22 protein-coding genes and 2 tRNA genes are annotated in these 26761 nt (G+C 63.8%); 7 read left to right on the top strand and 17 right to left on the bottom strand.

Going from position 1 to position 26761, the window contains the following annotated elements; translation table 11 throughout:
* The first annotated feature begins 9 nt into the window (after positions 1 to 9).
* The 5 genes from AC5RVB_RS02385 to pknB are packed head-to-tail and all read left to right on the top strand — an operon-like array spanning position 10 to position 8075.
* Complete coding sequence (locus AC5RVB_RS02385; protein WP_494141898.1) at positions 10 to 1464, top strand: PP2C family protein-serine/threonine phosphatase; 1455 nt, start codon at positions 10 to 12, stop codon at positions 1462 to 1464.
* Positions 1464 to 2876, top strand: coding sequence for an FtsW/RodA/SpoVE family cell cycle protein (locus AC5RVB_RS02380; RefSeq protein ID WP_227903138.1), 1413 nt, complete (start codon positions 1464 to 1466; stop codon positions 2874 to 2876). Before AC5RVB_RS02385 ends, AC5RVB_RS02380 begins: the two co-directional genes overlap by 1 nt.
* Entirely contained in the window at positions 2873 to 4312 is a 1440-nt protein-coding gene (locus AC5RVB_RS02375) for a peptidoglycan D,D-transpeptidase FtsI family protein (RefSeq protein WP_227903137.1), read from the top strand. The genes AC5RVB_RS02380 and AC5RVB_RS02375 overlap by 4 nt, the downstream gene beginning before the upstream one ends.
* The gene (locus AC5RVB_RS02370) at positions 4309 to 6129 is read left to right on the top strand and encodes a protein kinase domain-containing protein (protein ID WP_494141852.1); all 1821 of its coding nucleotides are present in this window, start codon (positions 4309 to 4311) and stop codon (positions 6127 to 6129) included. Before AC5RVB_RS02375 ends, AC5RVB_RS02370 begins: the two co-directional genes overlap by 4 nt.
* Before the next feature lie 5 nt (positions 6130 to 6134).
* On the top strand, positions 6135 to 8075 hold the full coding sequence (gene pknB / locus AC5RVB_RS02365) for a Stk1 family PASTA domain-containing Ser/Thr kinase (protein WP_494141851.1): 1941 nt from the start codon (positions 6135 to 6137) through the stop codon (positions 8073 to 8075).
* Positions 8076 to 8127: 52 nt separating this feature from the next.
* On the opposite strand, the gene AC5RVB_RS02360 is transcribed toward pknB, so the two are convergent.
* From AC5RVB_RS02360 to AC5RVB_RS02350, 3 genes are read right to left on the bottom strand one after another with little or no spacing between them, the layout of a single operon-like run.
* Complete coding sequence (locus AC5RVB_RS02360) at positions 8128 to 8781, bottom strand: aminodeoxychorismate/anthranilate synthase component II (RefSeq protein WP_227903134.1); 654 nt, start codon at positions 8779 to 8781, stop codon at positions 8128 to 8130.
* Between the two features lie 4 nt (positions 8782 to 8785).
* Complete coding sequence (locus AC5RVB_RS02355; RefSeq protein ID WP_227903133.1) at positions 8786 to 8956, bottom strand: hypothetical protein; 171 nt, start codon at positions 8954 to 8956, stop codon at positions 8786 to 8788.
* Position 8957: 1 nt separating this feature from the next.
* The gene (locus AC5RVB_RS02350) at positions 8958 to 9671 is read right to left on the bottom strand and encodes a class E sortase (RefSeq protein ID WP_290244814.1); all 714 of its coding nucleotides are present in this window, start codon (positions 9669 to 9671) and stop codon (positions 8958 to 8960) included.
* Between the two features lie 302 nt (positions 9672 to 9973).
* Here AC5RVB_RS02350 and AC5RVB_RS02345 point away from each other — a divergent pair, with 302 nt between their 5' ends.
* Positions 9974 to 10228 (top strand): cell division protein CrgA, encoded by a 255-nt coding sequence (locus tag AC5RVB_RS02345; protein ID WP_227903132.1) that lies wholly within the window; start codon positions 9974 to 9976, stop codon positions 10226 to 10228.
* 384 nt (positions 10229 to 10612) lie between these two features.
* On the opposite strand, the gene AC5RVB_RS02340 is transcribed toward AC5RVB_RS02345, so the two are convergent.
* Entirely contained in the window at positions 10613 to 11323 is a 711-nt protein-coding gene (locus AC5RVB_RS02340) for a rhomboid family intramembrane serine protease (protein WP_494141850.1), read from the bottom strand.
* Positions 11324 to 11540: 217 nt separating this feature from the next.
* Positions 11541 to 12083 (bottom strand): peptidylprolyl isomerase, encoded by a 543-nt coding sequence (locus tag AC5RVB_RS02335; protein WP_227903130.1) that lies wholly within the window; start codon positions 12081 to 12083, stop codon positions 11541 to 11543.
* Positions 12084 to 12234: 151 nt separating this feature from the next.
* On the opposite strand from AC5RVB_RS02335, the gene AC5RVB_RS02330 reads away from it, so the two are divergent.
* Entirely contained in the window at positions 12235 to 13209 is a 975-nt protein-coding gene (locus AC5RVB_RS02330) for a hypothetical protein (protein WP_227903129.1), read from the top strand.
* Positions 13210 to 13330: 121 nt separating this feature from the next.
* Here AC5RVB_RS02330 and AC5RVB_RS02325 read toward each other — a convergent pair whose 3' ends face one another.
* The 12 genes from AC5RVB_RS02325 to dnaA all read right to left on the bottom strand — a co-directional run bounded on the left by AC5RVB_RS02325 (position 13331) and on the right by dnaA (position 26301).
* Positions 13331 to 14251, bottom strand: a complete 921-nt coding sequence (locus AC5RVB_RS02325; RefSeq protein WP_494141849.1) for a DMT family transporter — start codon at positions 14249 to 14251, stop codon at positions 13331 to 13333.
* Between the two features lie 105 nt (positions 14252 to 14356).
* Positions 14357 to 14429 (bottom strand) — tRNA-Ala (locus AC5RVB_RS02320).
* A gap of 64 nt (positions 14430 to 14493) precedes the next feature.
* Positions 14494 to 14613, bottom strand: coding sequence for a DLW-39 family protein (locus AC5RVB_RS02315; protein ID WP_494141848.1), 120 nt, complete (start codon positions 14611 to 14613; stop codon positions 14494 to 14496).
* A gap of 45 nt (positions 14614 to 14658) precedes the next feature.
* A tRNA-Ile gene (locus AC5RVB_RS02310) sits at positions 14659 to 14732 on the bottom strand.
* A gap of 110 nt (positions 14733 to 14842) precedes the next feature.
* Positions 14843 to 15352: a DUF3566 domain-containing protein gene (locus AC5RVB_RS02305; protein ID WP_227903126.1), complete on the bottom strand. Its 510-nt coding sequence runs from the start codon at positions 15350 to 15352 to the stop codon at positions 14843 to 14845.
* Positions 15349 to 18006, bottom strand: coding sequence for a DNA gyrase subunit A (gene gyrA, locus AC5RVB_RS02300; protein WP_227903125.1), 2658 nt, complete (start codon positions 18004 to 18006; stop codon positions 15349 to 15351). The genes AC5RVB_RS02305 and gyrA overlap by 4 nt, the downstream gene beginning before the upstream one ends.
* A gap of 68 nt (positions 18007 to 18074) precedes the next feature.
* Positions 18075 to 20120 carry a DNA topoisomerase (ATP-hydrolyzing) subunit B gene (gene gyrB, locus AC5RVB_RS02295; RefSeq protein WP_227903257.1) on the bottom strand — a complete coding sequence of 682 codons (2046 nt, stop codon included), beginning with the start codon at positions 20118 to 20120 and terminating at the stop codon, positions 18075 to 18077.
* A 294-nt stretch (positions 20121 to 20414) separates the two neighbouring features.
* A complete protein-coding gene (locus AC5RVB_RS02290; RefSeq protein ID WP_423724602.1) occupies positions 20415 to 20984 on the bottom strand; it encodes a DciA family protein in 570 nt (189 codons plus the stop codon).
* A complete protein-coding gene (recF, locus tag AC5RVB_RS02285) occupies positions 20968 to 22152 on the bottom strand; it encodes a DNA replication/repair protein RecF (RefSeq protein WP_227928127.1) in 1185 nt (394 codons plus the stop codon). Before recF ends, AC5RVB_RS02290 begins: the two co-directional genes overlap by 17 nt.
* 69 nt (positions 22153 to 22221) lie before the next feature.
* On the bottom strand, positions 22222 to 23127 hold the full coding sequence (gene gnd / locus AC5RVB_RS02280; protein ID WP_494141847.1) for a phosphogluconate dehydrogenase (NAD(+)-dependent, decarboxylating): 906 nt from the start codon (positions 23125 to 23127) through the stop codon (positions 22222 to 22224).
* 52 nt (positions 23128 to 23179) lie between these two features.
* Positions 23180 to 24304, bottom strand: a complete 1125-nt coding sequence (gene dnaN, locus AC5RVB_RS02275) for a DNA polymerase III subunit beta (RefSeq protein WP_227903122.1) — start codon at positions 24302 to 24304, stop codon at positions 23180 to 23182.
* A 578-nt stretch (positions 24305 to 24882) separates the two neighbouring features.
* Positions 24883 to 26301, bottom strand: coding sequence for a chromosomal replication initiator protein DnaA (dnaA, locus tag AC5RVB_RS02270; RefSeq protein WP_227903121.1), 1419 nt, complete (start codon positions 26299 to 26301; stop codon positions 24883 to 24885).
* Positions 26302 to 26761: the final 460 nt, after the last annotated feature.

Below are 26761 nucleotides of genomic sequence, written 5' to 3'. Positions count from 1 at the left end.
GACGTTGGAATGGTTCGTTTCAAAAACGACGATTCCGCCTACGTTGGACGCTACCTCGCCGTCGTTGCAGACGGCATGGGCGGCCACGCCGGTGGCAACGTTGCCTCCGCATCCACCGTGCTCGACCTCGTCCATCTGGACAGCCAGGTCCATGACGATGAGCCCCTGACCGTCCTGGCGGACGAGATCCAGGCAGCCAACTCCCTGCTGTCCGAACTTGTCACCACCAGCCCGCAGCTCTCCGGCATGGGCACCACGGTCACTGCCCTGCTGCTCCATGACCGGCGCCTCGCACTGGCCCATATCGGTGATTCGCGTGCCTACCGGCTGAAGAATGACCGATTCGAACAGATCAGCATTGACCACACCTTTGTGCAGCGGCTGATTGATGAAGGCCGCCTCCGGCCTGAAGAAGCCGAGGTCCACCCGCACAAAAACGTACTGATGCGCGTCCTGGGCGACGTTGACGCCAGCCCGGAACTGGATCTGGCCACTTTCGAAGTGGAACCGGGGGAACGCTGGCTGCTGTGCTCCGACGGCCTCACCGCCGTGCTGCGGGATTCAGACATTGAAGGCATTCTCCGGGGTACCCCCGACCTGCAGGAGTGCGTTGACACCCTTGTGGAACTGACGCTTGCCGGCGGGTCGCCGGATAACGTCACCGTGGCGGTCATCCAGATCGACGAGGATGCCGACGTCGACACCGAGCCGTCCGCAGCCGGGGAACCACCGCGCACCACCTCCGTAGCCGCCCTGCCCCGGACAGCCGCCGCGGCATCGGCCACCGCTCCGGATTCCTCCACCGCGGGTTCCGCTGACGGGGAAAGTACCGACACCGACCCGGATGCGGATGAGCGGGAACGCGCGGCACTGATCCGGCAGGATCTGTCCTCCCGTCCCCACGTCCTGGTGGGAGCCGCCTCCCTGGCCACCGAAACCGGCCAGATTCCGATTGTGACCCAGCGCTCCGCCGAACGCCGTGCCGCACGCATGCTCACGCACAAAGCGGAGAACGAGGACCAGCAGGATCCGCAGCCGGACCAGGACGCGCAGCCCCGCTGGCGGCGCTGGCTGCTGCCAACCTTCCTCACCGTGCTCGCCCTGCTGCTGGTCGCCGTCGTGTGGCTGGGTTACACCTGGACGCAGACCCGCTACTACGTGGGTTCCTATGACAACCGTGTGGCCATCTACAACGGCGTTTCGCAGACCGTGGGACCCATCCAGCTGTCCCATGTCACGGACATCTCGGACATTCCGGTGGACAGCCTCTCCGAATACCACCGCAACCGGGTGGAGGAGACCCTTCCGGCACGGGACCTGGAACATGCGGGCGAGATTGTGAACGAGCTCCGGGATACCGCCAAGGCCGTCCTCTGCCCGCCGACGGACCCGGCACCGGATGCAGGCTCAGCCACTGCCTCGGCCCAGCCGCCGGGGAACAACGCCTGTGGAGGTGAGCAGTAATGTCGGACGTCCCCACGGTTGCCAAACCCCGCCGCAACATTGAAGCCCTGCTGCTGCTGGTGGCCCTTCTTGTGGGAGTCGGCGCCAATATGATTGTGGGCCTCGATGAGGACCGCGCCTTTGACTCCGACTTCTGGGTCCAGGCCGGCACGCTGATGGGCCTGGTGGTGCTTTTCCACATTGTCCTGCGCTTCCGGGCTAAATATGCCGATCCGGTAATACTTCCCATTGTGACCGCGCTGAACGGTATTGGCCTGGCCATGATCCACCGGCTGGATATCACCACCGGGGAAACTGCTGCCGACCGGCAGCTGCTGTGGAGCACCGTAGCGGTGGCCGCGGGCATTGGTGTGCTGTTCCTCATCAAGGACCACCGGATCCTGCGCCGCTACACCTATATCTCGCTGATCGTCAGTGCAATCCTCCTGCTGCTGCCCCTGACTCCTCTGGGTACCACCATCAACGGTGCACGGATCTGGATCAACGTCGGGGTTGGCACCTTCCAGCCCGGCGAGGTCGCCAAGATTACCCTGGCCATATTCTTCGCCGGGTATCTATCAACCAACCGGGACCTGATCCTCCTGGCCGGCCGGAAGGTCGGTCCGCTCCAGTTCCCCCGGATGCAGGACATGGGTCCCATGATCGTGGCATGGCTGGTCAGCATCGGGGTCCTGGTGTTCCAGCGCGATCTTGGCTCGTCCATCCTCTTCTTCGGGCTGTTCATGGCCATGATCTACGTGGCCACCAGCCGCGTGAGCTGGGTGCTCATCGGCGTCGGGCTGCTTGCCGCCGGCGGGTTTGTTGCCCTCCAGCTGTTCAGCCATGTGGAGCAGCGTATTTATGGCTGGCTCAACGCCTTCGATCCGGAGGTCTACAACGGGCTCGGCGGCAGTTACCAGGTGGTCCAGGGACTCTTCGGGCTGGCGAGCGGAGGGCTGGTGGGAACCGGCCTGGGCCAGGGCCGGCCTGATCTGGTGACCTTTGCCAACAGCGACATGATTATTGCCGCCCTGGGGGAGGAACTGGGCCTGATCGGCATCTTCGCCATTGTGCTGATGTATGTGCTCCTGGTGTCCCGCGGTTTCCGCGCGGCGCTCGGCACCAAGGACGGTTTCGGCAAGCTGCTGGCATGCGGACTGTCCTTCACCATTGCCCTGCAGTGTTTTGTGGTGATCGGCGGCGTTACGCGGCTGATCCCGCTTACCGGCCTTACCACCCCGTTTATGTCCGCCGGCGGTTCCTCGCTGCTGGCCAACTGGATCATCGTTGCGCTGCTGCTGCTGATTTCGGACGCCTCCCGGCGTCCCATTGCCTCCGGTCCGGTCTCAACCGACATGGTTCCTGCCATGTCGGAATCCCCCATCGGGGCCCCGGCCCGCAACCGCCGTAACGTGAAGGAAGGAGTCGAATGAACCAGGCAATCCGTAACAGCTGGGTGGTAGCCCTGGCAATGTTCGTGCTCATCCTTGGCTCGCTCACGTATGTCCAGTTCTTCGCCGCCGAAGAACTCAATGAAAACCCGAACAACAGCCGGGCACTCTACCGGGATTTCGGCGAGCCCCGCGGCTCCATCCTGGTAGACGGCAAGGCGATTGCCGAGTCCGTTCCCTCGGATGACCAGTTCAACTTCCAGCGGGTCTACAACAACCCCCAGCTGTATTCCCACCTGACCGGGTTCTTCAACCTGAACGGAACCAGCCAGCTGGAAATGGCCATGAACGAGGAGCTTTCGGGCAACAGCGACCGCCAGTTCTACGACCGGCTGGTCCAGGTCTTCTCGGGTGCCCAGAGCCAGGGTGCCTCGGTGGAACTCACCATTGACCCGGAACTGCAGCAGCTGGCCTATGACCTGATTCCGGACGGCCAAAAGGGTTCAATCGTCATGATGGATCCCAAAACCGGCGACATCCTGGCCATGGTTTCCAAGCCGACCTATGACACCAATGCCCTGGCCGTCCATGACACCGCGGTGCTGGGTGCCACCATGGAAGAACTCACGTCGGTTCCCGGCCTGTCCCCCTACACCAATCCGGCCACCCAGTCCCTGCTGGCCCCCGGATCCGTCTTCAAGCTCGTGGACACCGCCGCTGCACTGGAAACCGGCAAGTACAACGCCGATTCCGTAATTCCCAACCCGGCAGCGTTCCCGCTGCCCGGGACGAACATTTCGCTCCCGAACTTCACAACGGGTGCCTGTTCGGCCCGGTCCGAGGCTGACTTCGCTTTTGCCCTCGCCCAGTCCTGCAACACGGTGTTCGCACAGGTGGCTCTGGACCTGGGCCAGGACGCGCTGGCCGAACAGGCGGAAAAGTTCGGGTTTGATACGCCGCTGTCCATCCCCACCGAGGTGGTTGCCAGCCACTTCCCCGAGAACGAGGACCAGGCACAGCTGGCCCTGGCATCCATCGGCCAGGGAAGCGTGACCGCCACTCCTCTGGAAGTGGCCATGATTTCCGCTGCCATCGCCAACAACGGCGTGCAGATGACCCCCAATCTGATCCGCAGCGTCCGCGCTCCGGATCTGTCCGTGATCGACGAGCCGAAGCCCACCGAACTAAACAAGTCCGTCAGCCCCGAGACTGCGCGTCAGCTCACTGAATGGATGGTCGGCGTCGTCGAGAACGGCACGGCAAGTGCCGCCCGGATTCCGGGCGTCGAAGTGGCCGGCAAGACCGGAACCGCGGAAGTCGAGGGTCGGGGCGACAATGCCTGGTTCACCGGCTTCGCACCGGCCGACGATCCCCAGGTTGTCATTTCCGTCGTCATGGAAGACGTGGACCTGACCACCGGTGCCCAATTAACCACTCCAAGCGCGCAGAAACTCCTAGAGGCGGTGTTGAATAAGTGAGGCCTACATCGGGTATCACCTTAGGCGGCAGGTTCCAGCTCACCGATCGTATTGCCATTGGCGGTATGGGTGAAGTCTGGAAGGCACGGGACCTGGTCCTGGGCCGCATTGTCGCCATTAAAATCCTCAAGGAGGAGTACACCGGCGATCCGGGGTTCCTGAACCGGTTCCGGGCCGAAGCACGGCACACGGCACTGCTGAACCACCCGGGGATTGCCAATGTCTTTGACTACGGCGAGGAAGAGGGCTCCGCCTACCTGGTGATGGAGCTCGTCCCCGGCCAGCCGCTGTCCACCATCATTGAACGTGACAAGGTGCTCTCCCCGGACCGGACCCTGTCCATCATCGGCCAGACTGCCACCGCCCTGGCCGTTGCCCACAACCAGGGCCTGGTCCACCGTGACGTCAAACCCGGCAACCTGCTGATGCTGCCCGACGGCAAGGTTAAGATCACCGACTTCGGCATTGCCCGCCTGGCAGACCAGGTTCCCCTGACCGCCACCGGCCAGGTGATGGGAACCGCGCAGTACCTGGCGCCGGAGCAGGCCACCGGGCAGCAGGCCACGGGGTCCAGCGATATCTACGCGCTCGGCGTCATCGGGTACGAACTGCTGGCCGGGCGCCGTCCGTTCTCGGGCGAATCCCAGATCGCCATTGCCCTGGCGCAGGTCAATGACACGCCGCCGCCGCTGCCGGAATCCATTCCGGAACCGGTCCGCGCGCTCATCATGTCCATGCTGGCTAAGGATCCGGCTGACCGGCCGGCTGATGCCGAAGCCCTGGCCGTGGCCGTGGCTGCCATCCGCCGCGGAGACATCAACGCGGCGCAGCAGGCAGTGCCTGGCATGCTGCTCTTCGGCACCTCCGCTTCGGCGGCCACCGAAGCGGTGCCTACTGCCGGAACCGCTGCCACCCGGGTAGTGGACACTTCTCCGTCCACCTCCGCCCTGCCGACCGTCGCCGGCGCCTCAGTCGCAGCTGACGACGCCCGGACGGGCCAGCTCGAGGCATCCCGTGACTGGTCTGATGAGGACGACGTTGACTACGACGGCGACACCCCGGATGACGTTGAGGAGAAGCGGGGCCGCAGCCCGTGGACCATCCCGCTGATCGCCCTGCTGGTGCTGATCCTGGCCGGCGTCGTGACGTTCTTTGTGCTTAGCGGGTCCGATGACGAGGCGGAGGACCCTGCCCCGGCTACTTCCTCCTCTGCCCCCAGTCCGTCGCGAACCGCCTCGCCGTCGCAGACCCCGTCCGAGACGCCGAGTCCCAGTGACGAGGAAATCAGCATCGATTCCGCCTCCTACGAGGGGCGTCCCGTAAACGAGGTGGCAAACGAGCTCAGCAACCTGGGCCTGCAGGTGAACCGCCTCCCCGTCTCCGACGCGGACATTCCCGAGGGACTCGTCATTGAGGTCAATCCCTCCGGCCTGCTTAGCCGCGGGGATGCCGTGACGGTGGTGTACTCCTCCGGACCGGAAATGGTTTCCGTGCCCTCGCTGCAGGGCCAGACCGAGGCCGCGGCTCGGCAGCGGATTGTGGACGCCGGGCTGGTCCCGGTCAACGGGGGTACCCAGCCCTCCAATGAGCGGCCCGGCACGGTTGTTGCCGTGAATCCCACTGAGGGGACCGCCGTTCCGCAGGGTTCCAACGTCACCTACTACACTGCTGCGGAAGCGGCTCCGGCGCCTACCCAGACGCCTCAGCCCACGCCGACGACGGCGGAAACCCCGGATAGCAACGGCGGTGCCAGCATCGGAAGTTCAAACTTCTCCACGCAGTCCCTGCCTTCCGTCAACTCGACCATCGGCAACTAACGAACATGAGCGCAGACTTCCTTCGAGGGCAGCCCACCCTCAACACCGACAACGTCCTGAACGGACGTTACGAGGTTGGTGAATTGATTGGGCGCGGAGGCATGGCGGACGTCTACCTCGGCCGGGACATCCGGCTGGGTCGGACGGTTGCCATCAAAGTGCTGCGTCCGGATCTGGCCAGGGACCCGCTCTTCCAGTCCCGGTTCCGCCGTGAGGCCCAGGCCGTAGCGGGCCTAAACCATCCCTCAGTGGTTTCGGTATATGACACCGGCGACCAGGAGTCGCCGGCCACCCGGGACGATGTCCGGCTGCCGTACATCGTGATGGAGTACGTGCCGGGCCGGACCCTGCGGGACCTGATCAAGGGCGGCGAGCTAACCATCGACCGCTCGGTAGAGTACGTCCTGGGTGTGCTTGCAGCCCTGGATTACAGCCACCGCTCGGGGATTGTGCACCGCGATATCAAGCCCGCCAATGTGATGGTTACGACCGACGGCGGAGTCAAGGTCATGGATTTCGGCATCGCCCGTGCCATGGCAGATTCAGCTGCCACCATGACCCAGACGCAGGCCGTCATCGGCACCGCCCAGTACCTTTCTCCCGAGCAGGCGCGCGGTGAAACCGTTGATGCCCGCAGTGACCTGTATTCTGCTGCGTGCCTCTTTTTTGAGCTGCTGACCGGACGGCCGCCCTTTGTGGGCGAGAGTCCCGTCTCGGTTGCCTACCAGCACGTGCGCGAACAGCCGGTTGCCGCCAGCAGCCTGAATCCGGAGGTTCCCGCCGCCCTGGACAGCATCCTGGAGCGCGGTCTGGCAAAGGACCGTAACCACCGCTACCAGACGGCCCGTGAATTCCGTGAGGCCCTGCTGGCCGTCCGTGACGGCGGGCCCGCCACAGCGGCCACACAGGCCATCAGCGTTCCGGCGGGGGACCGCTCGCGCGGTGAAGGGCAGGCCGGCAGCACCGGGCCGGTAACCGAAGCCGTTTCCTCCGAACCGGTGGAAGAACCCCGCACCCGGGCCATGGCGAAGGTCCTTGCCGGTGGTTCGCTGACCGCAGACGGCAACCACGACGATTCCGACGGGGAGGACCACCCGGCCCTTGCCATCGGTTCCACCGGTGACCGTGATCCGCAGCAGAAAGCCCGGCGCACGGCGTGGACCACGGTCTTTGTTGTCCTGCTGGTGCTGGTTCTCGGCGTCGTCGGATTCGTCGGCTGGAACACCTTGAATGCCGAGCCTCCGGCGCCGCCCACCGCGGTGATGCCGGCTGTGGAGGAGAAATCCCAGACCGACGCGATGAACGCCATCATTGAAGCCGGTTTCGGACCGCCCACCATCACTGAGGAATACAGCGGCGACGTGGCCTCGGGACTGGCCATCCGCACGTCCCCGGCAGCAGGTGCCAAGGTTCCGTTGGAGGAGAGCGTCACTCTCTTCGTGTCCAAGGGGCCCTCCAGCGCCGTGATCCCGGAAAACCTTGCCGGCATGACCGAATCAGCGGCGCGGGATGCCCTGCGCAGCCTCAACCTCAAGGGCGGAACAACCACCGAAGCTGACAGCTCCACCGTGCCGGACGGACGGGTCCTGGGAACCGAGCCGGCGGCCGGCACCTCGGTACCGGTTGGATCGGAAGTGGATATTGTGCTTTCCAACGGTCTGGTCAGCGTTCCCGATGTGCTCGGAATGCCGGCGGAGCAGGCGGAAGACACCCTGCTGGGCCCGGATTTCCTCCTCACTCCCAAGCTCACCGAGGTTGAGTCCGCAGATGCTGAACCCGGCACGATCATAGAACAGAGCGTTGCGCCGGGCACCAAGATAGCGCCCAGCAGCACGGTCTTCCTGTCAGTGGCGAAGGCACCTGCTCCGGAGGAAAGCCCCAGCCCGTCGCCGTCAGCTTCCAGCACGCCGGCGTCCACCAGCGCATCCCAGGGTCGCCGCCGCTAATTGAAGCTGGCGGGGCCGCCGCCAACCGACGGCGGCGGCCGCAGGATTTCTCCTACGCCGACGCTGCGGTGGTTGAAATGAGCGGGCTGAGGGTGGCGGCATGGGCCGCTGCCCCGCTGAGGCCGGCGGATTCGAGCCAGTTGCCCAGCATCTGGTACCCGCCTTCGGTCAGGACTGATTCGGGGTGGAACTGCACTCCGGACAGGGGGGCCGCCGCGTGCCGCAGGCCCATGATGATTCCGCTGGCAGTGCGTGCGGTTACTTCCAAATCAGCGGGAATGCTGTCCGCCACCGCAGCCAGTGAGTGGTACCGGGTGGCGGTCAGGGGACTGGGCAGTCCGGCAAACACATCCCGGCCGCCGTGTTCCACCCGGGAGGTTTTCCCGTGCATCAGTTCCGGGGCATGGGTAACCGTCCCGCCGTAGGCCTCTGCCAGTGCCTGGTGCCCCAAACAAATCCCCAGCATGGGTGTTCCCGTGTCCCCGCACCAGCGGATCAGCTCCACGCTGACGCCGGCCTCCGCAGGTGTACCCGGCCCGGGGGAGACCAACACACCGTCGTGTTCGGCAGCGAGCTTTACCGCGTCCCCGATGCTGAGGTCATCGTTGCGGACAACAGTGGTGTCGGCGCCCAGCTCCTGAAGGTAGCCCACCAGGGTATAGACAAAACTGTCGTAATTATCGATCACCAGGATACGGGTGCTCATAGTGCTAGGAACCGCCAATCGTTGAGTCCTCAGAGGAGGGGAAGAAGCTGTTCTCCGCGAGCCATGGAAAGACATACTCCATGAGCGCCAGCACGGCCGCTGCTATCAGCACCGCGGACAGGAGAATCCGGACCCACAGCGGACCCGGAAGGTGCCGGAAGATCCATCCATACATTTTAGCGACCTCCGGTGGTGTTGGCGGCAACCGTGTCCGCTATCTCGGCCGGGGGACCGGCGGAGAGCGGCAGCCAGGAGTCCATCGCCGCATAGGCAATGATGCGTTCCTGGGAACCGAAGCGCGGGTTGCAGCTGGTCAGGGTAAGGAACCGTTCGGTGGGTACGGCGGCAGGATCCGTAGGGACGGGCGCGATCACATCCACCCGGTTGGGCAGCACCACCTGGGTATTGCGGTAGACGTAGGTGTAATACCCGTCCCGGGTCTGAACATAAACCCGGTCGCCGGGCACCAGGGTGTGGATGGCGTCAAGGGATTTACCGTGGGTCTGCCGGTGGCCGGCCACCGCAAAGTTGCCTATGCCACCGGGCATGGCCGTGGCGGGGTAGTGTCCCAGTCCCAGCCGGTCCAGGACCGCTGTGCCCACCCCGCTGCTGACCGGCACGGCATAGTCAGAACCGAACCGGGGAACGTAAACAATGGCAAAAGTGTCGCCCTCGGTATCCACCGGAGCAAGAACCACCGGATCACCGTAGTCCTGGCCGGCCGGTGCCGGATCGTCCGCGGGCAGCTCGAAATCCTGCACCAGGTCCCGGATGGCGTCCTGCTGGGCACGGCCGGACTCAATGTTCGTCCACCACAGCTGCCAGGCCACAAAGAGGACAAGGATAAGTCCTGCCGTAATCAGCAGTTCGCCGGCCACCTGAACGGCCATGCGCACTTTGCCCCCGGACTGCCTGCGGTACCGGGGAGGTGTGCTGCGGGCACCGCGACGGGCCTGTTCGGTGGCTGGGGACTCGGCCAAGGACTCTCCTTAGTTTCGGACAGCTGGCACCGTCCGACGAACCAAGGATACTCTGCGCCGGGAATTCGCTAGGATGGCAGGAAGGGGAGCATCCGAGCAGGCCGCATCGCAGACAGTGTTGACCAGCAATGCCTCGCTGCGCACCGGCCCCGTCCCAGTCCGCGACTACAAAACCACCGGCATTTGTGTAAGCCGGTTCCCCAGGAGGATCCGTGCCTGAGTCCAAATCCCGCAAGAAGTCCGCCAAGGCCGCTGCTGCCCCCGCTGCTGCACCGTCAGCGCCCAAGCCGAACCCTGTCTGGTACAAACCCGTCATGTTCGGCCTGATGATCGTCGGCCTGCTGTGGATCATCACCTACTACATCACCCAGGGACAGTTCCCGATCCCGGCGCTGGGCGCCAGCAACATTCTGGTCGGATTCGGCATCGCCATCGTCGGGTTCCTTATGACAACCCGCTGGCGATAGCCCTTCGCGGACCCCTGCTCCCCGGTGCCCTAACGGGCGTCGGGGAGTTTTTTTGTGCCTCAGGCACGCACTATCCCCTTAAACCACGTTGTTCACAGCTTGTGCACGGAGTTATCCACAGGTGTGGGAAACTCTGTGGGTTACTTTGCCAACTTCCTTGCAAATAAAGGGATCGAGGTTATCCACACCTGTGGAATTACATGTGTGTAAGTCTTCACAGGCTATGGATAACCCTGTGGATGGTCTCCACCGAACCAGAACTACACCACTGTTAGTTATTAACACTGTGGGTATCCCTGTGGATAACTTTTGCGGGCTTCCCTCGGCTTAAACAGCTGTGCCCGCCGGATTGACCGGCGGGCACAGCGGGGACCGTACGGCGGTTCAGACCGGTGAAACCCAGAGCGGCGGTGCCCACAGCACGGCAGCGGCCACCAGCACCAGCGCAATGGCTGCCAGCCCGGCAAACTGGATCGCGGTCCGGTGTTTGCCTTTGGGTGCGTAGGCCAGCACGGCGGCACAGGCTGCGCCGGTAAGGAGGCCGCCCACGTGGGCCTGCCAGGCAATTCCGGGGAAAACAAAACCTATGACCAGGTTCAGTCCCAGCAGGATCAGCAGGGAGCGAAGTTCACCGCGGCGCTGGCGGATTACCACAAAGAGCGCGCCGAAGAGCCCGAAGACCGCCCCGGAAGCTCCCACCACGGCCACGTTTGCCGCGGCCAGGTACATCACGCCCACGGAACCGCCGAAGGCCGAGATCAGGTACAGCAGCGCGAACCTGGTCCGGCCGAAGAGCGGTTCCAGGCTGCGGCCCAGGAACCAGAGCGCATACAGGTTGAACGCGATGTGGACTATCCCGGTCTGGGAGTGCAGGAACGCGGATGTAAGCATCCGCCACGGCTCGGCATCAGTCGCCCAGGGAACGTACTGGAAGGCGGAGGTAAAGGACGGCACCACCTGCTGCAGCAGGAATACGGCTGCACAGACCGCCATGATGGTGATGGTGACAACGGGTTTTCCGTTCCGGGCTACCTGTCCTCCATACGGGGTGCGGTAGACCGGCTGGTCTTTTTTCTGCGCATTGAAGCAGTCCACACACTGGACGCCTACTGCGGCATTGTGCTGGCATTCCGGGCAGGCCGGGCGCCCGCACCGCTGGCAGCGGATATAGCTGACCCGATCCGGATGGCGGGGGCATACAGGTACCTTCGACGCCGGCACCTCGGCCGGCACACCATATGACATTGCTCAGAACTCCCGGATAGAGGAAATGCCCCGGCCGGAGAATCCGGCCGGGGCAGTGCCGGACAGGCTAGAGCTGCTCGACGGTGATGCTGTTGATGACCACGTCTTCGGTCGGCTTGTCGCGGCCGTCGGTGGCTACTGCGTTGAGCTGGTCCACCAGGGCGCGGGACTCGTCGTCGGCCACTTCACCGAAGATGGTGTGCTTGCCCTGCAGCCAGGTGGTGGGCACGGAGGTGATGAAGAACTGGGAACCGTTGGTGCCCCGGCCCATCTGTACTCCGGCGTTGGCCATGGCCAGCTTGTACGGCGCGGAGAAGTCCAGATCAGGATTGATTTCGTCGTCGAACTGGTAACCGGGACCGCCGGTGCCGCGGCCGAGGGGATCGCCGCCCTGGATCATGAAGTCCTTGATGATCCGGTGGAAGATCGTTCCGTCGTAGAGCGGACGGCTGGTCTTCTCACCCGTCGCCGGATCGGTCCACTCGATTTCACCGGTGGCCAGGCCGACGAAGTTCTTGACCGTCTTGGGCGCGTGGTTGCCGAACAGGTTGACACGGATGTCACCCATGGACGTGTGGATGGTTGCTTTTGCTGTAGGAATAGCAGTCATAAGGACATTCTTCCACGACGCCTGTTTACATGGGCGGAAACGGCATTGTTCAGCGCACAGTGAAAACCGGGCCTCGCTGGGGCTGTCAATAGCAGAGAGTCGCGGGAACACGTAGGCTAAGGCTGAAACGACACTATCCCGGGAGGTAGTTTTGAAGAAGGACCGCATCACGCATGATCTGGAAGCCAACGTCGCCGCAGGCCTTGGCACCGCACGGGACTGGGCAACGCCCAAGGTCGAGGCAGCCAAAGGCTGGGCCGTTCCGCGCATCGAGAAGGGGATAGAGACTGCTTCTCCCAAAATCCAAGACGGCATCAAGCGCGCCGCTGACGAGATTGCCCACGGCGTTGCCACCGTCACGCCCCGTATTCAGGGCGGACTGGAGAAGGTAGGCCCGCGCATCAGCCATGCCGTGGATGAAGCCACCCCTCGGATCCAGAGCACTCTGGACCGGGCAACTCCGGCGCTGAACACCGCCAAGGACCGTGTGGTGGATGATTTCCTTCCGACCCTGTCCACCCGCATCGGTGAAACTGCCGACAACGTCTCGCGCAGCCTCACGGCCGCAAACGTGCCGGTACAGACCGCCGTCGCCAAGGTGACCGGTAACAAGAAGGCTGTGAAGCGCGCACAGAAGGCCGCCGCCGAGGCTGCCAAGAAGGCACGGAAGAACCAGAAGGGTGGAAAGGGCTGGCTGATCTTCGGCATCATCGCCGCAGCCCTCACAGCCGGCGTTGCCGCCTGGCGTGCCTCCCGTCCGGTCGAGGACCCGTGGAAGACTCCGGCTCCCCAGCCGGCCCGCACGTCCCCGGCCTCCAGCCCGGCGGCTACCGCGCCCAAGCCCGCCGAGCCGGTTGCTCCGGCCCCCGTTGAGGTACCCAAGCCGAAGCCCGCCGCCGCGCCCGCTGACAAGGCAGCCGACAAGGCTTCAGAGAACCTCAAGACCGCAGGTTCCGAGACCAAGGAAACCGTTGCGAGCATCAAGGAAGCAGCCGAGCGCGCTGCCTCCCGCTCCGGCGACAAGGTCTCCGAAGCCGGCAAGCACACCAAGGAAGCTGCCAGCGAAGCCAAGGAAGCTGTAAAGCCTTCCGGCGCGCACTCGGAGAACAACACCGGCAAGAAGTAGTCCGCAGCTTGCCGGTTCGCCGGTAACTGCAGACACGGTAACTGCAGACACAGAGAAGGAGGGTCCCGCCTGCGGGGCCCTCCTTCTCTGTCTGCAGCCCCCCGCCCTAGAGCCCCCCGCCCTAGAGCTCTCCGCCCAGGGCCGGCGGCGCCGGGGGAACCGCGGGGGCGGCAGCGGCGGCGCGCCTGCGGTTGCGGCCCTGTCCGGCCACCACCACGGCAAGACCGGCCAGAATCAGGGCCAGCCCCGCATAGGTGCCTGCCGGCAGCTGCTCGTGGAGGAACACTGCCGCCAGGATGGCAGCCCCCGGGATTTCCAGCAGGATGATCATTGACACCACCAGCGGGCTGATCACTGCCAGCAGGTGGTTGAACACGGTGTGCCCCAGAATCTGGGCTACCAGCGTGACGGCCAGGATCCCCAGCCATGCTGCCGGTGGAAAACCGACTATCGGCTGCCTGAAGGCCGCACAGAGGCCCAGCAGGAGTACGGCGCAGGCTCCGTAGCAAAGCGTGGTGTACGTCCCCGTAGCCATCGTTTCGCGGGCTTTGCCCCCGGCGATCGTGTAGACGCCGGCCAGGGCGCCGCCGGCAACGGCGAGCAGGTCACCGATCAGCGCTTCACGGGATAGTCCCAGGTCGAATCCGGAAATGACGACGACGCCGGCGAAGGCCGCTGCCAGCCCCACCAGCACCACGGGCGCCACCCGGATGCCGCGCAGCACGTTGAACAGGGCGATCCACCCTGCCTGCAGGCACACCAGTGCCGTTGCCGCAGCCACAGAGGTCATCTGCAGGGCAGTGATAAAGCAGGCGAAGTGCAGGGCCAGGGCAATGGCTGCCACGGCCGTCCATTTGTAGTCCCGCCCGGTAAGCGCCCGGAAGGCGCGCCGGTGGACAACTGCCGCAGGGGCACCCATCAATACGGCGCCGATGGCGTTGCGCCAGAAAGCGATGGCCAGGGCCGGTGCGGCGGTAGCCGCCATGATGGGCCCGGATGCTGAGACACCCAGCACGCCCACCAGGGCGAGGAAAATATTCACAGGCCAACAGTAGTGCAGTGCAGCGCGTTGCCGGGGCCGGGATTCCGGGTCTGCCGTTTAACGCAGAAGGTCCCCGCTCCGGAGAGCGGGGACCTTCTGTTTCGGTGGAGGCACGGGGACTCGAACCCCGAACCCCCTGCTTGCAAAGCAGGTGCGCTACCAATTGCGCCATGCCCCCGAAATGAGAACTTATCCAGTATAACCTACCGTTTCCGGTCTGTGTGCCAGATAATTCTTCGAAGTTATTCGACCTTGTCGGTCGTTTCCTTCCATACGGTCTTCTCTGCGGCAGCTTCCTGCCACTTCTTGAAAGCGAAGATTCCCGCGGCCGCTGCCGCCGCTAGTGCGAGCAACTTTTTCACGGAATTCTCCTTACCGTTGTGGTCCACCTTTTTCAAGGTGTTCCGTGGGCGTACCAGGACTTGAACCTGGGACCTCTTCGTTATCAGCGAAGCGCTCTAACCGCCTGAGCTATACGCCCCGAACCTCTTCGGGCCGAGATATGACTTTACCGCACCTTCCGCGCGGCGCCAAATCGAGGTGTTTTTCGGTTCCGGACGGGCTGTCACAGCCCGTCCGGAACCGGCACAATCAGTCGTCCGTCAGGGTGACGCCAATGCCGCCCACGAGAGTGGAGGCGATGTTGTACAGCACTGCAGCGAGCATGGACAGGGCCGTCAGCAGCAGAACGTTGACCACCGCAATGATGGTTGCAAAGGAGACCACCTGACCCAGGGAGGCGAAGTCACGCAGGTCGAATCCGCCGGATTCGCTACCGGCAATCTCACCCAACAGGGTATTGACACGGTCAAAGATCCCCGTCAGGTCCAGGACGGTCCACAGGACAATGGCTGCCACCACGGTAACGACGCCGAGGGCCACGGACAGCAGGAACGCCATCTTCAGGACGGACCAGGGATCGATCTTGCTGACCAGCAGGCGCGCCTTGCGGGCCTTGGCCTTCGGAACGGGCTTTACCAGCGGCTGGCGGTTGGCCGAGGCGCTCTGACCGCCTCCAGGACGCTGGGCGGGACGGGCGGGGGTTTTCACCCGCGGTCCGCCGCCCGAGGACGACCTAGGGCTTGAGTTGGTCGAGCTCACTCGTTACCTCCATCTTGTTCCGGCTGTGCATCTGGCTCAGCCGTTTTGTCTGTAGACAACGGTACTTCATCGCCCGAGGGGGCTACAGGTTCCACACCCTCGGATGTCGGAGCCGGCTCGGAAGTTACGCCCTCGCCGTCCTCGTCCTCCACTACCGCCAGGTCCCGCTCGGAGTTCCGGGCAACTGCGATAATGCGGTCATTCTTATCCGGCTTGGCGAAGATAACTCCCATGGTGTCGCGGCCCTTGGCAGGCACACCGGTCACGGAGGAGCGGACCACCTTGCCGCCCTGCATCACCACCAGGACTTCGTCCTCTTCCTGTACCACCATGGCACCGACCAGGTGTCCGCGGTCCTCGGCCAGCTTGCCGACCTTGATGCCGAGACCGCCACGGCCCTGGACCCGGTATTCATCCGCACTGGTGCGCTTGGCGTAGCCGCCTTCGGTCACGGTGAAGACGAAGGAGTCCTCGGTGACGACGTCGGCCGCCAGGAGTTCGTCATCCTCGCGGAACTTCATGCCGGTGACGCCGGAGGTTGCCCGGCCCATCGGCCGCAGCGCCTCATCGGTGGCGGTGAAGCGCAGTGACTGGCCCATTTTTGAAACGAGCATGAGGTCATCGGTTTCGGAGACCAGCTGGGCGGAGACCAGTTCGTCGCCGTCACGCAGGTTGATGGCGATGACGCCGGCGGAGCGGTTGGTGTCATAGTCCGCCAGGCGGGTCTTCTTCACCAGGCCGCGCTTGGTGGCCAGCACCAGGTACGGGGCGGTGTCATAGTCCGGCAGGGCGAGGACCTGGGCAATGTGCTCATCCGGCTGGAAGGCCAGCAGGTTGGCTACGTGCTGCCCCTTGGCGTCGCGGCCGCCCTCGGCCAGTTCGTAGGCCTTGGCCCGGTAAACGCGGCCCAGGTTGGTGAAGAACAGCAGCCAGTGGTGGGTGGTGGTGACGAAGAAGTGCTCAACGACGTCGTCGCCGCGCAGCTGGGCTCCGCGGATGCCCTTGCCGCCGCGGGCCTGCTGGCGGTAATTGTCGCTGCGGGTCCGCTTTACGTAACCGCCGCGGGTAATGGTGACCACCATTTCCTCTTCGGGAATGAGGTCTTCCATGCTCATGTCGCCGTCGTAGCCCATGAGGATCTTGGTGCGCCGGTCATCGCCGTACTTGTCGGAGATTTCCTGCAGTTCCTCGCTGACAATCGCCCGCTGGCGCTCCTCGGAGGCCAGGATGACGTTGTATTCGGCGATTTCGGCTTCGAGCTTGGCGTGCTGGTCCTGGATCTTCTGGCGTTCCAGTGCGGCCAGGCGGCGCAGCTGCATGTCCAGGATGGCCTGGGACTGGATCTCGTCGATCTCCAGCAGGCCCATCAGGCCGGTGCGGGCATCCTCCACGGTGGAGGAGCGGCGGATCAGGGCGATGACCTCGTCCAGGGCGTCCAGGGCCTTGAGCAGGCCGCGCAGGATGTGTGCTGCTTCCTCGGCCTTGCGCAGCCGGTAGCGGGTGCGCCGGACAATGACCTCGAGCTGGTGGGTGACCCAGTGGCGGATGAAGGCGTCCAGGGACAGGGTGCGGGGCACGCCGTCCACAATGGCCAGCATGTTGGCGCCGAAGTTTTCCTGCAGCTGGGTGTGCTTGTAGAGGTTGTTCAGCACCACCTTGGCCACGGCGTCGCGCTTGAGCACAATTACCAGGCGCTGGCCGGTGCGGCCGGAGGTTTCATCGCGCATGTCGGCGATGCCGGTGATCTTGCCGTCCTTGACCAGTTCGGCAATCTTGACTGCAAGGTTGTCCGGGTTGGCCTGGTAGGGGAGCTCGGTGACCACCAGGCAGGTACGGCCCTGGAGTTCCTCCACGTTGACCACGGCGCGCATGGTGATGGAGCCGCGGCCGGTGCGGTAGGCGTCTTCAATGCCCTTGTGGCCCAGGATCGTGGCGCCGGTGGGGAAGTCGGGACCCTTGACGCGGCGGATCAGTTCCTCAAGCAGGACGTCATTCGGGGCGTCCGGGTTCTGCAGGTACCACTGCACGCCGTCGGCCACCTCCCGCAGGTTGTGCGGGGGAATGTTGGTGGCCATGCCCACGGCAATACCGGAGGAACCGTTGACCAGCAGGTTCGGGAACCTGGAGGGCAGGATGGTCGGTTCCTGGTTGCGGCCGTCGTAGTTGTCCTGGAAGTCGACGGTTTCCTCGTCGATGTCCCGGACCATTTCCATGGCCAGCGGGGCCATCTTGGTTTCCGTGTACCGCGGGGCGGCTGCGCCGTCGTTACCGGGGGAACCGAAGTTTCCCTGGCCCAGCGCCAGCGGGTAGCGCATGGTCCAGTCCTGGATCAGGCGGACCAGGGCATCGTAAATCGCCGAGTCGCCGTGCGGGTGGTACTGGCCCATGACTTCGCCGACCACGCGGGCGCACTTGTTGAAGGAGCGGTCCGGGCGGTAGCCGCCGTCGAACATCGCGTAGAGCACGCGGCGGTGCACGGGCTTCAGGCCGTCCCTTACGTCCGGCAGGGCGCGGCCGACGATGACCGCCATGGCGTAGTCAAGGTAGGAGCGCTGCATCTCGGTCTGCAGGTCAATCTGCTCGACTCGGTCAGTCAGTGCGGTCCCGGCCAGGGGAGTCTCGTCCCCGGTTACCTCGGGAGTCTCATCACTCATTGGTTCTGCTTCCGTTCTAAGTTCGCTAAGTCCTTGCCCACCGGCTGCGGGGCCGGTTCCCGGTACTGCTAGATGTCCAGGAAGCGCACGTCCTTGGCGTTCTGCTGGATAAAGCTGCGGCGGGACTCCACGTCTTCGCCCATCAGGACCGAGAAGACCTGGTCGACGGCGGCCGCGTCATCCATGGTGACCTGCAGCAGCGTGCGGTGATCCGGGTCCATGGTGGTGTCCCAGAGCTCGGTGTAGTCCATCTCGCCCAGGCCCTTGTAACGCTGGATGCCGTTGTCCTTGGGCAGGCGCTGGTTGTTGGCCAGGCCGCGGGCAATAACCTCGTCCCGCTCCCGGTCGCTGTAGACGTAATCGTGGGCGTGGTTGGACCACTTGATGCGGTACAGCGGCGGCTGGGCCAGGTACACGTAGCCGTTTTCAATCAACGGGCGCATGTAGCGGAACAGCAGCGTGAGCAGCAGCGTGGTGATGTGCTGGCCGTCAACGTCGGCATCGGCCATCAGCACGATCTTGTGGTAGCGGGCCTTCTCCACGTCAAAGTCCTCGCCGATTCCCGCGCCGAAGGCGGTGATCATGGCCTGGACTTCGGCGTTGCTCAGCGCGCGGTCCAGACGGGCGCGCTCCACGTTCAGGATCTTGCCGCGCAACGGCAGGATGGCCTGGGTTTCGGGGTTGCGGCCGCGAACGGCGGAACCGCCGGCCGAGTCACCCTCCACAATGTAAATTTCGGACTTCGAGGGGTCCTTCGAGGAGCAGTCCTTGAGCTTGCCCGGCATGCCGCCGGATTCCAGCAGCCCCTTGCGGCGGGTGGATTCGCGCGCCTTGCGGGCCGCGAGCCGGGCCTGGGAGGCCTGGATGGACTTGCGGATGACATCGCGGGCCGGACCCGGGTTGCGCTCCAACCAGTCACCGAGCTGGTCGGTGACCACGCGCTGCACAAAGCCCTTGACCTCGGAGTTGCCCAGCTTGGTCTTGGTCTGGCCCTCGAACTGCGGTTCGGCAAGCTTGACCGAGATAACGGCGGTCAGGCCCTCACGGATGTCGTCACCGGTGAGGTTGTCATCCTTTTCCTTGATGATGTTTTTCTCGCGCGCATACCGGTTGATCAGGGACGTCATGGCGGCGCGGAAACCCTCTTCGTGGGTTCCGCCTTCATGGGTGTTGATCGTGTTCGCGTAGGTGTGGACGCTCTCGGAGTACGCGGTGGTCCACTGCATGGCCATTTCCACGGCCATCTTCTTATCCGAATCCTCGGTTTCGAAGGCAATGACGTCGTTGTGTACAACCTCGACCTTCTTGGAGGAGTTCAGGTGCTTGACGTAGTCCAGCAGACCGTCGGCGTAGAGGTAATCCACGCTGCGGTGCTTCGGCGCAGCATCTTCGGCCGTCTCGGAAGCATCCGTGATCTCTTCGGCTTCCTCTTCCAGCGTGCGCTCATCGGTCAGCCGGATCCGCAGGCCCTTGTTCAGGAAGGCCATCTGCTGGAAACGCGCGCGCAGGGTTTCAAAGTCGAACTCGGTGGTCTCGAAGATCTCCGGGTCCGGGTAGAACGTCTGGGTGGTGCCGGTTTCCTCGGTCTGCTCGCCCTTGCGCAGCTCGCCCACGGGATGCCCGCCGTTGGCGAAGCTCTGGCGCCAGACGAAGCCCTGCCGGCGCACTTCAGTCTCCACCCGGGCGGAGAGGGCGTTGACCACGGAGATGCCAACGCCGTGCAGGCCGCCGGACACAGCGTAGCCGCCGCCGCCGAACTTGCCGCCCGCGTGCAGGATGGTCATGACCACCTGCACCGTGGGAATTCCCTCGGTGGGGTGCATATCTACGGGAATGCCGCGGCCGTTGTCCGTGACGCGCACGCCGCCGTCGGCCTGCAGAACAACCTCGATGTGGTCGCAGTAGCCCGCCAGCGCCTCGTCCACCGAGTTGTCCACCACTTCATAGACCAGGTGGTGCAGGCCGCGCGGGCCGGTGGAACCGATGTACATGCCGGGGCGCTTACGGACGGCTTCAAGGCCTTCAAGGACCGTAATTTCATTAGCGCCGTATTCCACGGGGGTGGCCTTTTCCGGGGCACTATGGTCCTCTGGTGTTACCTCTGAGTTGTCCATCTCATTGTCGTTAGCCACAGGTGCTGTCGACTCCTCTTGTGTTCGTCAGAATTGAGCCTCCCCAGCGGACAGGCATCTCCACTCTCAATTCTACCGCGCCAGAGGCGGCAAACATGTCCAAAACACCCTCTGACAAGCCAATAATGACGCTTTGCAGCGAATTGGAGCGCCCTGGATAGGGCCGGATACGCTCCAGGGGGTTTCCCGGCCCCCAGGCGGCTCCTGTCCGGGCACTGATTTCGGCCCGCCGGACTGCGCCAGGTGCCCGGAAGCTGTTCCTGCTTGTCCGCAGGTTTATCCGTAGGTGTCCCGTGGACCGCGGCCCTTGACGCTGCGCAGGCCCTTGCGCCAGTTTGGCGCGGCCGGGCCAATCACGTCTATTTTCGTGACGACGCCGGGACCGAGTTCCGCATCGAACCGGGCAATCAGGGTGTCCCGCAACAGCCGCAGCTGGGTGGCCCAGGCGGTGGAATCGCAGCGGACCTGCACGGTGGTGTCGGAGAACGATTCAGGCGTGCAGTGGGCACTGACCTCGCTGCCCACGAGTTCCTCCCAGCGGGAGATGACCGATCCCACCGCCACGGGGGAGTTCCAGCCGCGTTCGCTGACAAAACGCGTGAAGACCTTGCCCAGGCCCTGCGGGTCCCGTCCCACGTATTCGCCGGGGACAAAAGGCATCTGCTGGCGGCGGCCGGTCTTGCGCCGCGTCGCCGGGGTGCGCTGGTTTCCGCGCGCCTGGGCGGCCTGGCGCATCCGGTTCAGCTGTTCCCGCGCGGCGTCCGGCCGGTCATCGGCGTCCTCAAACCGGGAACCGCCCGCCCCTGACGGGGGCAGCGGCGGATCAGCCTCAGGCAACGGGCACACTGATGCCTCCGGGAACCACAGTGATGATCCGGCCGGCCAGTGCTTCGGGGATGTCATCTCCCACGGCAGCAGTGACCAGGACCTGTTCGGCGCCGGCGACGATTCCGGCAAGCCTGCGCCGTCTCTGCACGTCCAGCTCGGCGAAAACATCGTCCAGGATCAGGATGGGGCCTGCGCCCGGAGTGGGATCGTCACTGGTGAGCAGGTAATACGAGCCCAGCCGCAGCGCGAGGGCGAAGGACCAGGTTTCCCCGTGCGAGGCATAGCCCTTCGCCGGCGCCTGGCCCAGGATCAGTTCCAGCTCGTCACGGTGGGGACCCACCAGGGAGATGCCCCGGTCGAGTTCGCGCCGCCGGTTTGCGGTGAAGGCAGCCAGGAACCGCTCGGTCAGGGCGGGCACGTCCAGGCCGTACAGCTCGTCCGGATCCTGTTCGCCTTCCACGGCGCCGTCGTCATTGACCGAACCCTGCAGCGTGGACCGGTAGACCGCCCGGGCAGTTTTCGAGCCGTCCGTCAGATCCCGGTACGCGTCTGACAGGTGCGGCTGCAGACGCTGCAGTGCCTCCAGCCGTGCCGCCACCAGCTGGGCGCCGGCAACTGCCATGTGCTGGTCCCAGACTTCGAGCGTTGCCTCATGGGCAGAGGTGAAACGGCCGGCGGCGCGTGCCGATTTCAGCAGGGCGTTGCGCTGTTTAAGGACCCGTTCATAGTCCGAACGGGTTGCGGCGTGGCGGGGGACCAGGGAAACGATCAGCTCATCAAGGAACCGCCGTCGGCTCCCTGGATCGCCCTTGACCAGGGCAAGGTCCTCCGGGGCAAACAGCACCGTTTTGCACAGACCCAGAATGTCCCGGGCACGAACGGGATTGGCCCGGTTGATGCGGGCGCGGTTGCTGCGTCCGGGGTTGATTTCCAGTTCGACGCCGGTGGCCTGGGATCCGCGGACCAGCCGCGCCCGGATCAGTGCCTGCGCTGCATCGAAATTGACCAGCGGCGCGTCACTGCTGACACGGTGCGAGGAAAGCCCGGCCAAATAGCCGATCGCTTCAACAATGTTCGTTTTGCCGGTGCCGTTGGGCCCGACGAACACGGTCACTCCGGGCTCAAGCCGGACGTCCAGCTGGGGATAACTCCGGTATCCGGTCAGGGACAGGTGGTCAACATACATCTGTGCTTCTTTCGTCCTTTCCCGTCCCCGTGGCCTGTGCAGGCTCCCTTTCCACTGTACGCGGACTGCTTATCCCGCGTCCGGCCCGCCGTGCTCCGGGCGGCGCACCTCATGTCCGCCGAACTGGCGGCGCAGCGCGGCGACCATGCGAAGGGCCGGCGCGTCCTGCTGGCGGGAGGCAAACCGTGCATAGAGGGCGGCCGTTATGGCCGGTGCGGGAATGCCGCGGGCAACGGCTTCCTCCACCGCCCAGCGGCCCTCCCCCGAATCCTCAATGTGTCCGCCGACGCCGGCCAGATCCGGATCCTCCTTCAGGGCCTGGACGGCAAGTTCCAGCAGCCAGGACCTCACTACGGTGCCGTGCTGCCAGGCGGCCAGGATCCCGGGAACATCATCAACCACATCCTGTCCTGCCAGGAGTTCGTATCCCTCGGCGTAGGACTGCATCAGACCGTATTCGATCCCGTTATGAACCATTTTGGCGTAGTGCCCGGCACCGGTTTTCCCGGCGTGGACAAAGCTGTCCCCGCGTTCGCCGTCCGGCCGCAGCGCGTCAAAGAGCGGCATTGCCCGCTGTACATCATCGGCAGCACCGCCCACCATCAGCGCATAGCCCTCGTCCCGGCCCCGAATGCCTCCGGAGACGCCGCAGTCAAGGAAGCGTATGCCCCGGTTTCCAAGTATCCGGGCGCTCTCGCTGTCGTCGGTGAATCTGGAGTTGCCCCCGTCAATCACCAGGTCCCCCGGGCTCAGGACCTCGGATAACGCGGTGATGGTGCCGGCGGTCGAATCCCCGGCCGGAACCATCACCCAGACAATCCGCGGGACAGGGAGCTCATCCACCAGTTCCGTGAGCGAGGAAACGTCACTATGGACCGGGTCCCTGTCAAATCCTGTTACGTCGACATTGTTACGTCGCAATCTCTCGCGCATGCCGAAGCCCATTTTCCCGAGTCCAATGAGGCCGATATGCATGTCAGCTTCTCTCTGTTTGGCTCCCGGGACTGCGGTTATGCGCCGCGGCGGACTACTGGTTTGGCAGGCGCACCGGCATCAGCAGGTAACGGTAGTCAGCCTGGTCATCACCAGTGAGTTCTTCCTGCGCCGAAATGACCGCCGGCTTGGGAGGTGTCGTGAAGGAAAAACGAACGTATTTGCTCGGGAACGCACCCAGACCCTCGCTCAGGTAGTGCGGGTTGAAGGCCACGGTGATGTCGTCGCCCACCAGTGCTGCTTCCAGGGCTTCCGAAGCCTGGGCGTCTTCACCGGTACCCGCATCAAGGGTGAGCTGACCGTCGGTAAAGGCCAGCCGTACCGGCGTATTGCGTTCGGCTACGAGGGAAACACGGCGGACAGCTTCCACCAGGGCATGGGTTTCCACCGTTGCGTGGATGGGTGTGTTCTCCGGGAAAAGGGAACGGATCTTCGGGTAGTCACCGTCCACCAGCAGAGACGTTGTCCGCCGGCCCCCGCTTTCGAAGCCGATCAGCTCGCTGTCTTCGGAGAGGGCAATGTTCAGGTCGCCTGCACCGCCAAGGGTCTTGGCTACCTCGTTCAGGGTTTTTGCCTTGACCAAGGCACTGGTGGAAATGCCCGGTGTGGTGGGTTTCCAGGCCAGTTCGCGAAGTGCCAGCCGGTATCGGTCAGTGGCCAGGAAGGTAATCAGATCGTCTTCGATTTCCATCCGGACGCCGGTGAGGATCGGCAGGGTGTCATCGCGGCTGGCAGCGATGATCACCTGGGAGACAGCCTGTGCGAACGCATCGCCGTCGACTACGCCGCTGACATCAGGCAGCGCCGGCAGTTCGGGGTACTCGGCCTCAGGCATGGTAGCCAAATTGAACCGGCTGTTGCGGCAGGTCAGCGTCACCTTTGCACCGTCGGTTTCCACCTCAACGGGAGCGGAGGGAAGGCTGCGGCAGATTTCGGCGAGCAGGCGCCCGGACACCAGGATGGTGCCTTCTTCGGCCACATCCGCAGGGATCTGCAGACGCGCTGAGATTTCGTAGTCGAAGCTTGCAAGGCTCAGTGAACCGTTTTCAGCCTTGATCAGCAGCCCCGAAAGGACCGGAACCGGCGGACGCGGGGACAGGGAACGTGCTGTCCACGTAACGGCCTCAGCCAGGACATCCCGCTCAACTCTGAACTTCACTGAAGGGTGCCGCCTTTCGCAACGTACTTCTCAGTACAACTGAATGTGTCTCCAGCTCATCTTGAGCTGTGGTGGGTGGTACTTGGGGCAGCATCCGCGATGCGGTGCGGCGGGTAAGAGCCGTACCGAGGTGCATGCGAATGACAACCATACTCTGTGACAGCTTAGCCCGGTCCGGTGCCGGACCGCACCGGAGTTCCTCTACCTGCAGCAGGTGGACCTGCGGAACAAAGGGGTCTGTCCCGTCCAGGCGTTTTTTGGTGTGCGTGTCGGTTGGTCCGAGGGGTGCTTGAGCTTAGTTGTTATTTGGTGGAACCGAATTTCTTAAGATCCGTAGTGTTAATAACTCCTGTGGATACTGTGGATAACCTGCCTCAGCGCCGCGTCCCGGCTGTTTAAGCCTGTTGATAACCTGTGGATCCGCCGCACGGGCTGTCCGCGGGGCTGTTGGAAACTTTTTTGGGATTCCGCGTATCCACAGGGAAGTGTGGGTAACCACGGGTTGTCCACCGAGTTATCCACACCCTTGTCCACAAATGTTAATTTTGAGCCCCTGCGGGGCTCTCCTTCCCCGTGGTTCAGGCCTCGCGCTGCTGCTGCTTGATGCGGTTGGTCAGCTCCGTGACCTGGTTGTAGATGGCGCGGCGCTCAGCCATCAGTTCGCGGATCTTCCGGTCGGCGTGGATAACCGTGGTGTGGTCGCGCCCGCCCAGCTCCTGCCCGATTTTCGGAAGCGACATATCCGTCAGCTCCCGGCACAGGTACATGGCGATCTGGCGTGCGGTCACCAGGGTGCGCGTCCGCGACTTGCTGCAAAGCTCTTCCAGGCTGATCTGGAAGTAGGCAGCCGTCTGTCCCAGGATCGACGCGGCAGTGATCTCCTGCGCGCCGTCGTCGGTAATCAGGTCCTTAAGCACAATCTCGGCAAGTCCGACGTCCACCTGCTGGCGGTTCAGGCTGGCGAACGCCGTCACGCGGATCAGGGCACCCTCGAGTTCGCGGATGTTGGTGGAAATTTTCGAGGCTATGTACTCAAGTACGTCGTCCGGCGCGCTGAGGCTGTCCCCAATGGCCTTTTTCCGCAGGATGGCGATGCGGGTTTCCAGTTCCGGCGGCTGCACATCGGTCAGCAGGCCCCATTCGAACCGGGACCGCATCCGTTCCTCAAACCCGGAGAGCTGCTTGGGCGGAAGGTCGGAGGTGATAACCACCTGCTTGTTGTGGTTGTGCAGTGCGTTGAAGGTGTGGAAGAACTCTTCCTGGGTGGCATCTTTGTTGGCCAGGAACTGGATGTCATCAATGAGCAGGATGTCCACGTTGCGGTAGAGCTGCTTGAAACTGGCGCCTTCGTCATACCGGATGGAGTTGATGAAGTCGTTGGTGAACTCCTCCGAATTGACGTACCGGACCCGGATACCGGTGTAGAGGTGCCGGGCATAGTGGCCGATGGCATGTAGCAGGTGGGTCTTGCCCAGCCCTGAGTCACCGTAGATAAACAGCGGGTTGTAGGCCTTGGCCGGAGCTTCGGCCACGGCTACGGCCGCGGCGTGGGCGAAGCGGTTGGAGGAACCGATGACGAACGTCTCAAAGATGTACTTGGGGTTCAGCCGGCCGAATTCCTGGCTCGTGCTGGGCGGAGTGGGCGACGGCGCGCTTTCCCCGGACGGCACGGGGCTCGGAGCGGCGGGCTGTTCTTCCGGTTCGGGCTCCGGTTCCGCGACCGGTGTGAGATCGGCGTCAATAACGAAGGCACACTGGATGTCCGCCTGGAAGACCCCGCGCAGTACTTCGTCAAGGATGTTCTTCAGCTGGGTCTGCAGTACTTCCCGGGTGAGCTCATTGGGAACAGCTACCAGCAGGGTGGTCCCAATCAGGCCCTGGGCCTGGGCAAGCACAACGAATCCACGCTGTCGCGGGGTGACCCGGTCATCCGTCTCCAGGGTCCGAATGACCTTGCGCCAGGAGCTGCCAACATCGTTGATTTCGTCCGTACCCACAAAAACCTCTCATGACGCCTCGCGGCTGTCTAAGAAAACCAGGGATCCCGGCGGGGACCCATGGCACTTCATCCACAGAGTTATACACAGTTGGTGGATAAAGTACCCGTCGCCAAGCCTAAAGGATGATTTACCGTCGTGGTAGCTGGAAATCCGCCGGATCAAGGGGCTGTCGGCTCTCTCACAGGCGACTGTGCGGCAGGATACCCACAGCAGTTGTCCACAGGTGTTGAAAAATACGCGTGCACAGCCGGTGGACCGCCGGTTTGACTGGTGCCCGGGTGTCACCTAACGTTGAGTAGTCCTTTGTGTCTGCTATCTGTACTCACACATGCCCTGCAGGGGTTCTGGAAATCAGGGTCCAGGTCCGGGCGAGTACAGACAGACACATGAAAAAAGCGCCGCTTGTTCTTCCCCCTTGTCGCAACAAGTGCCGGCGCGACTCAAGATTGTCTTGGAG

It is taken from the genome of Arthrobacter sp. Y3225209 (assembly GCF_059090685.1).
This window is presented reverse-complemented; position numbering and strand designations above follow the sequence as displayed.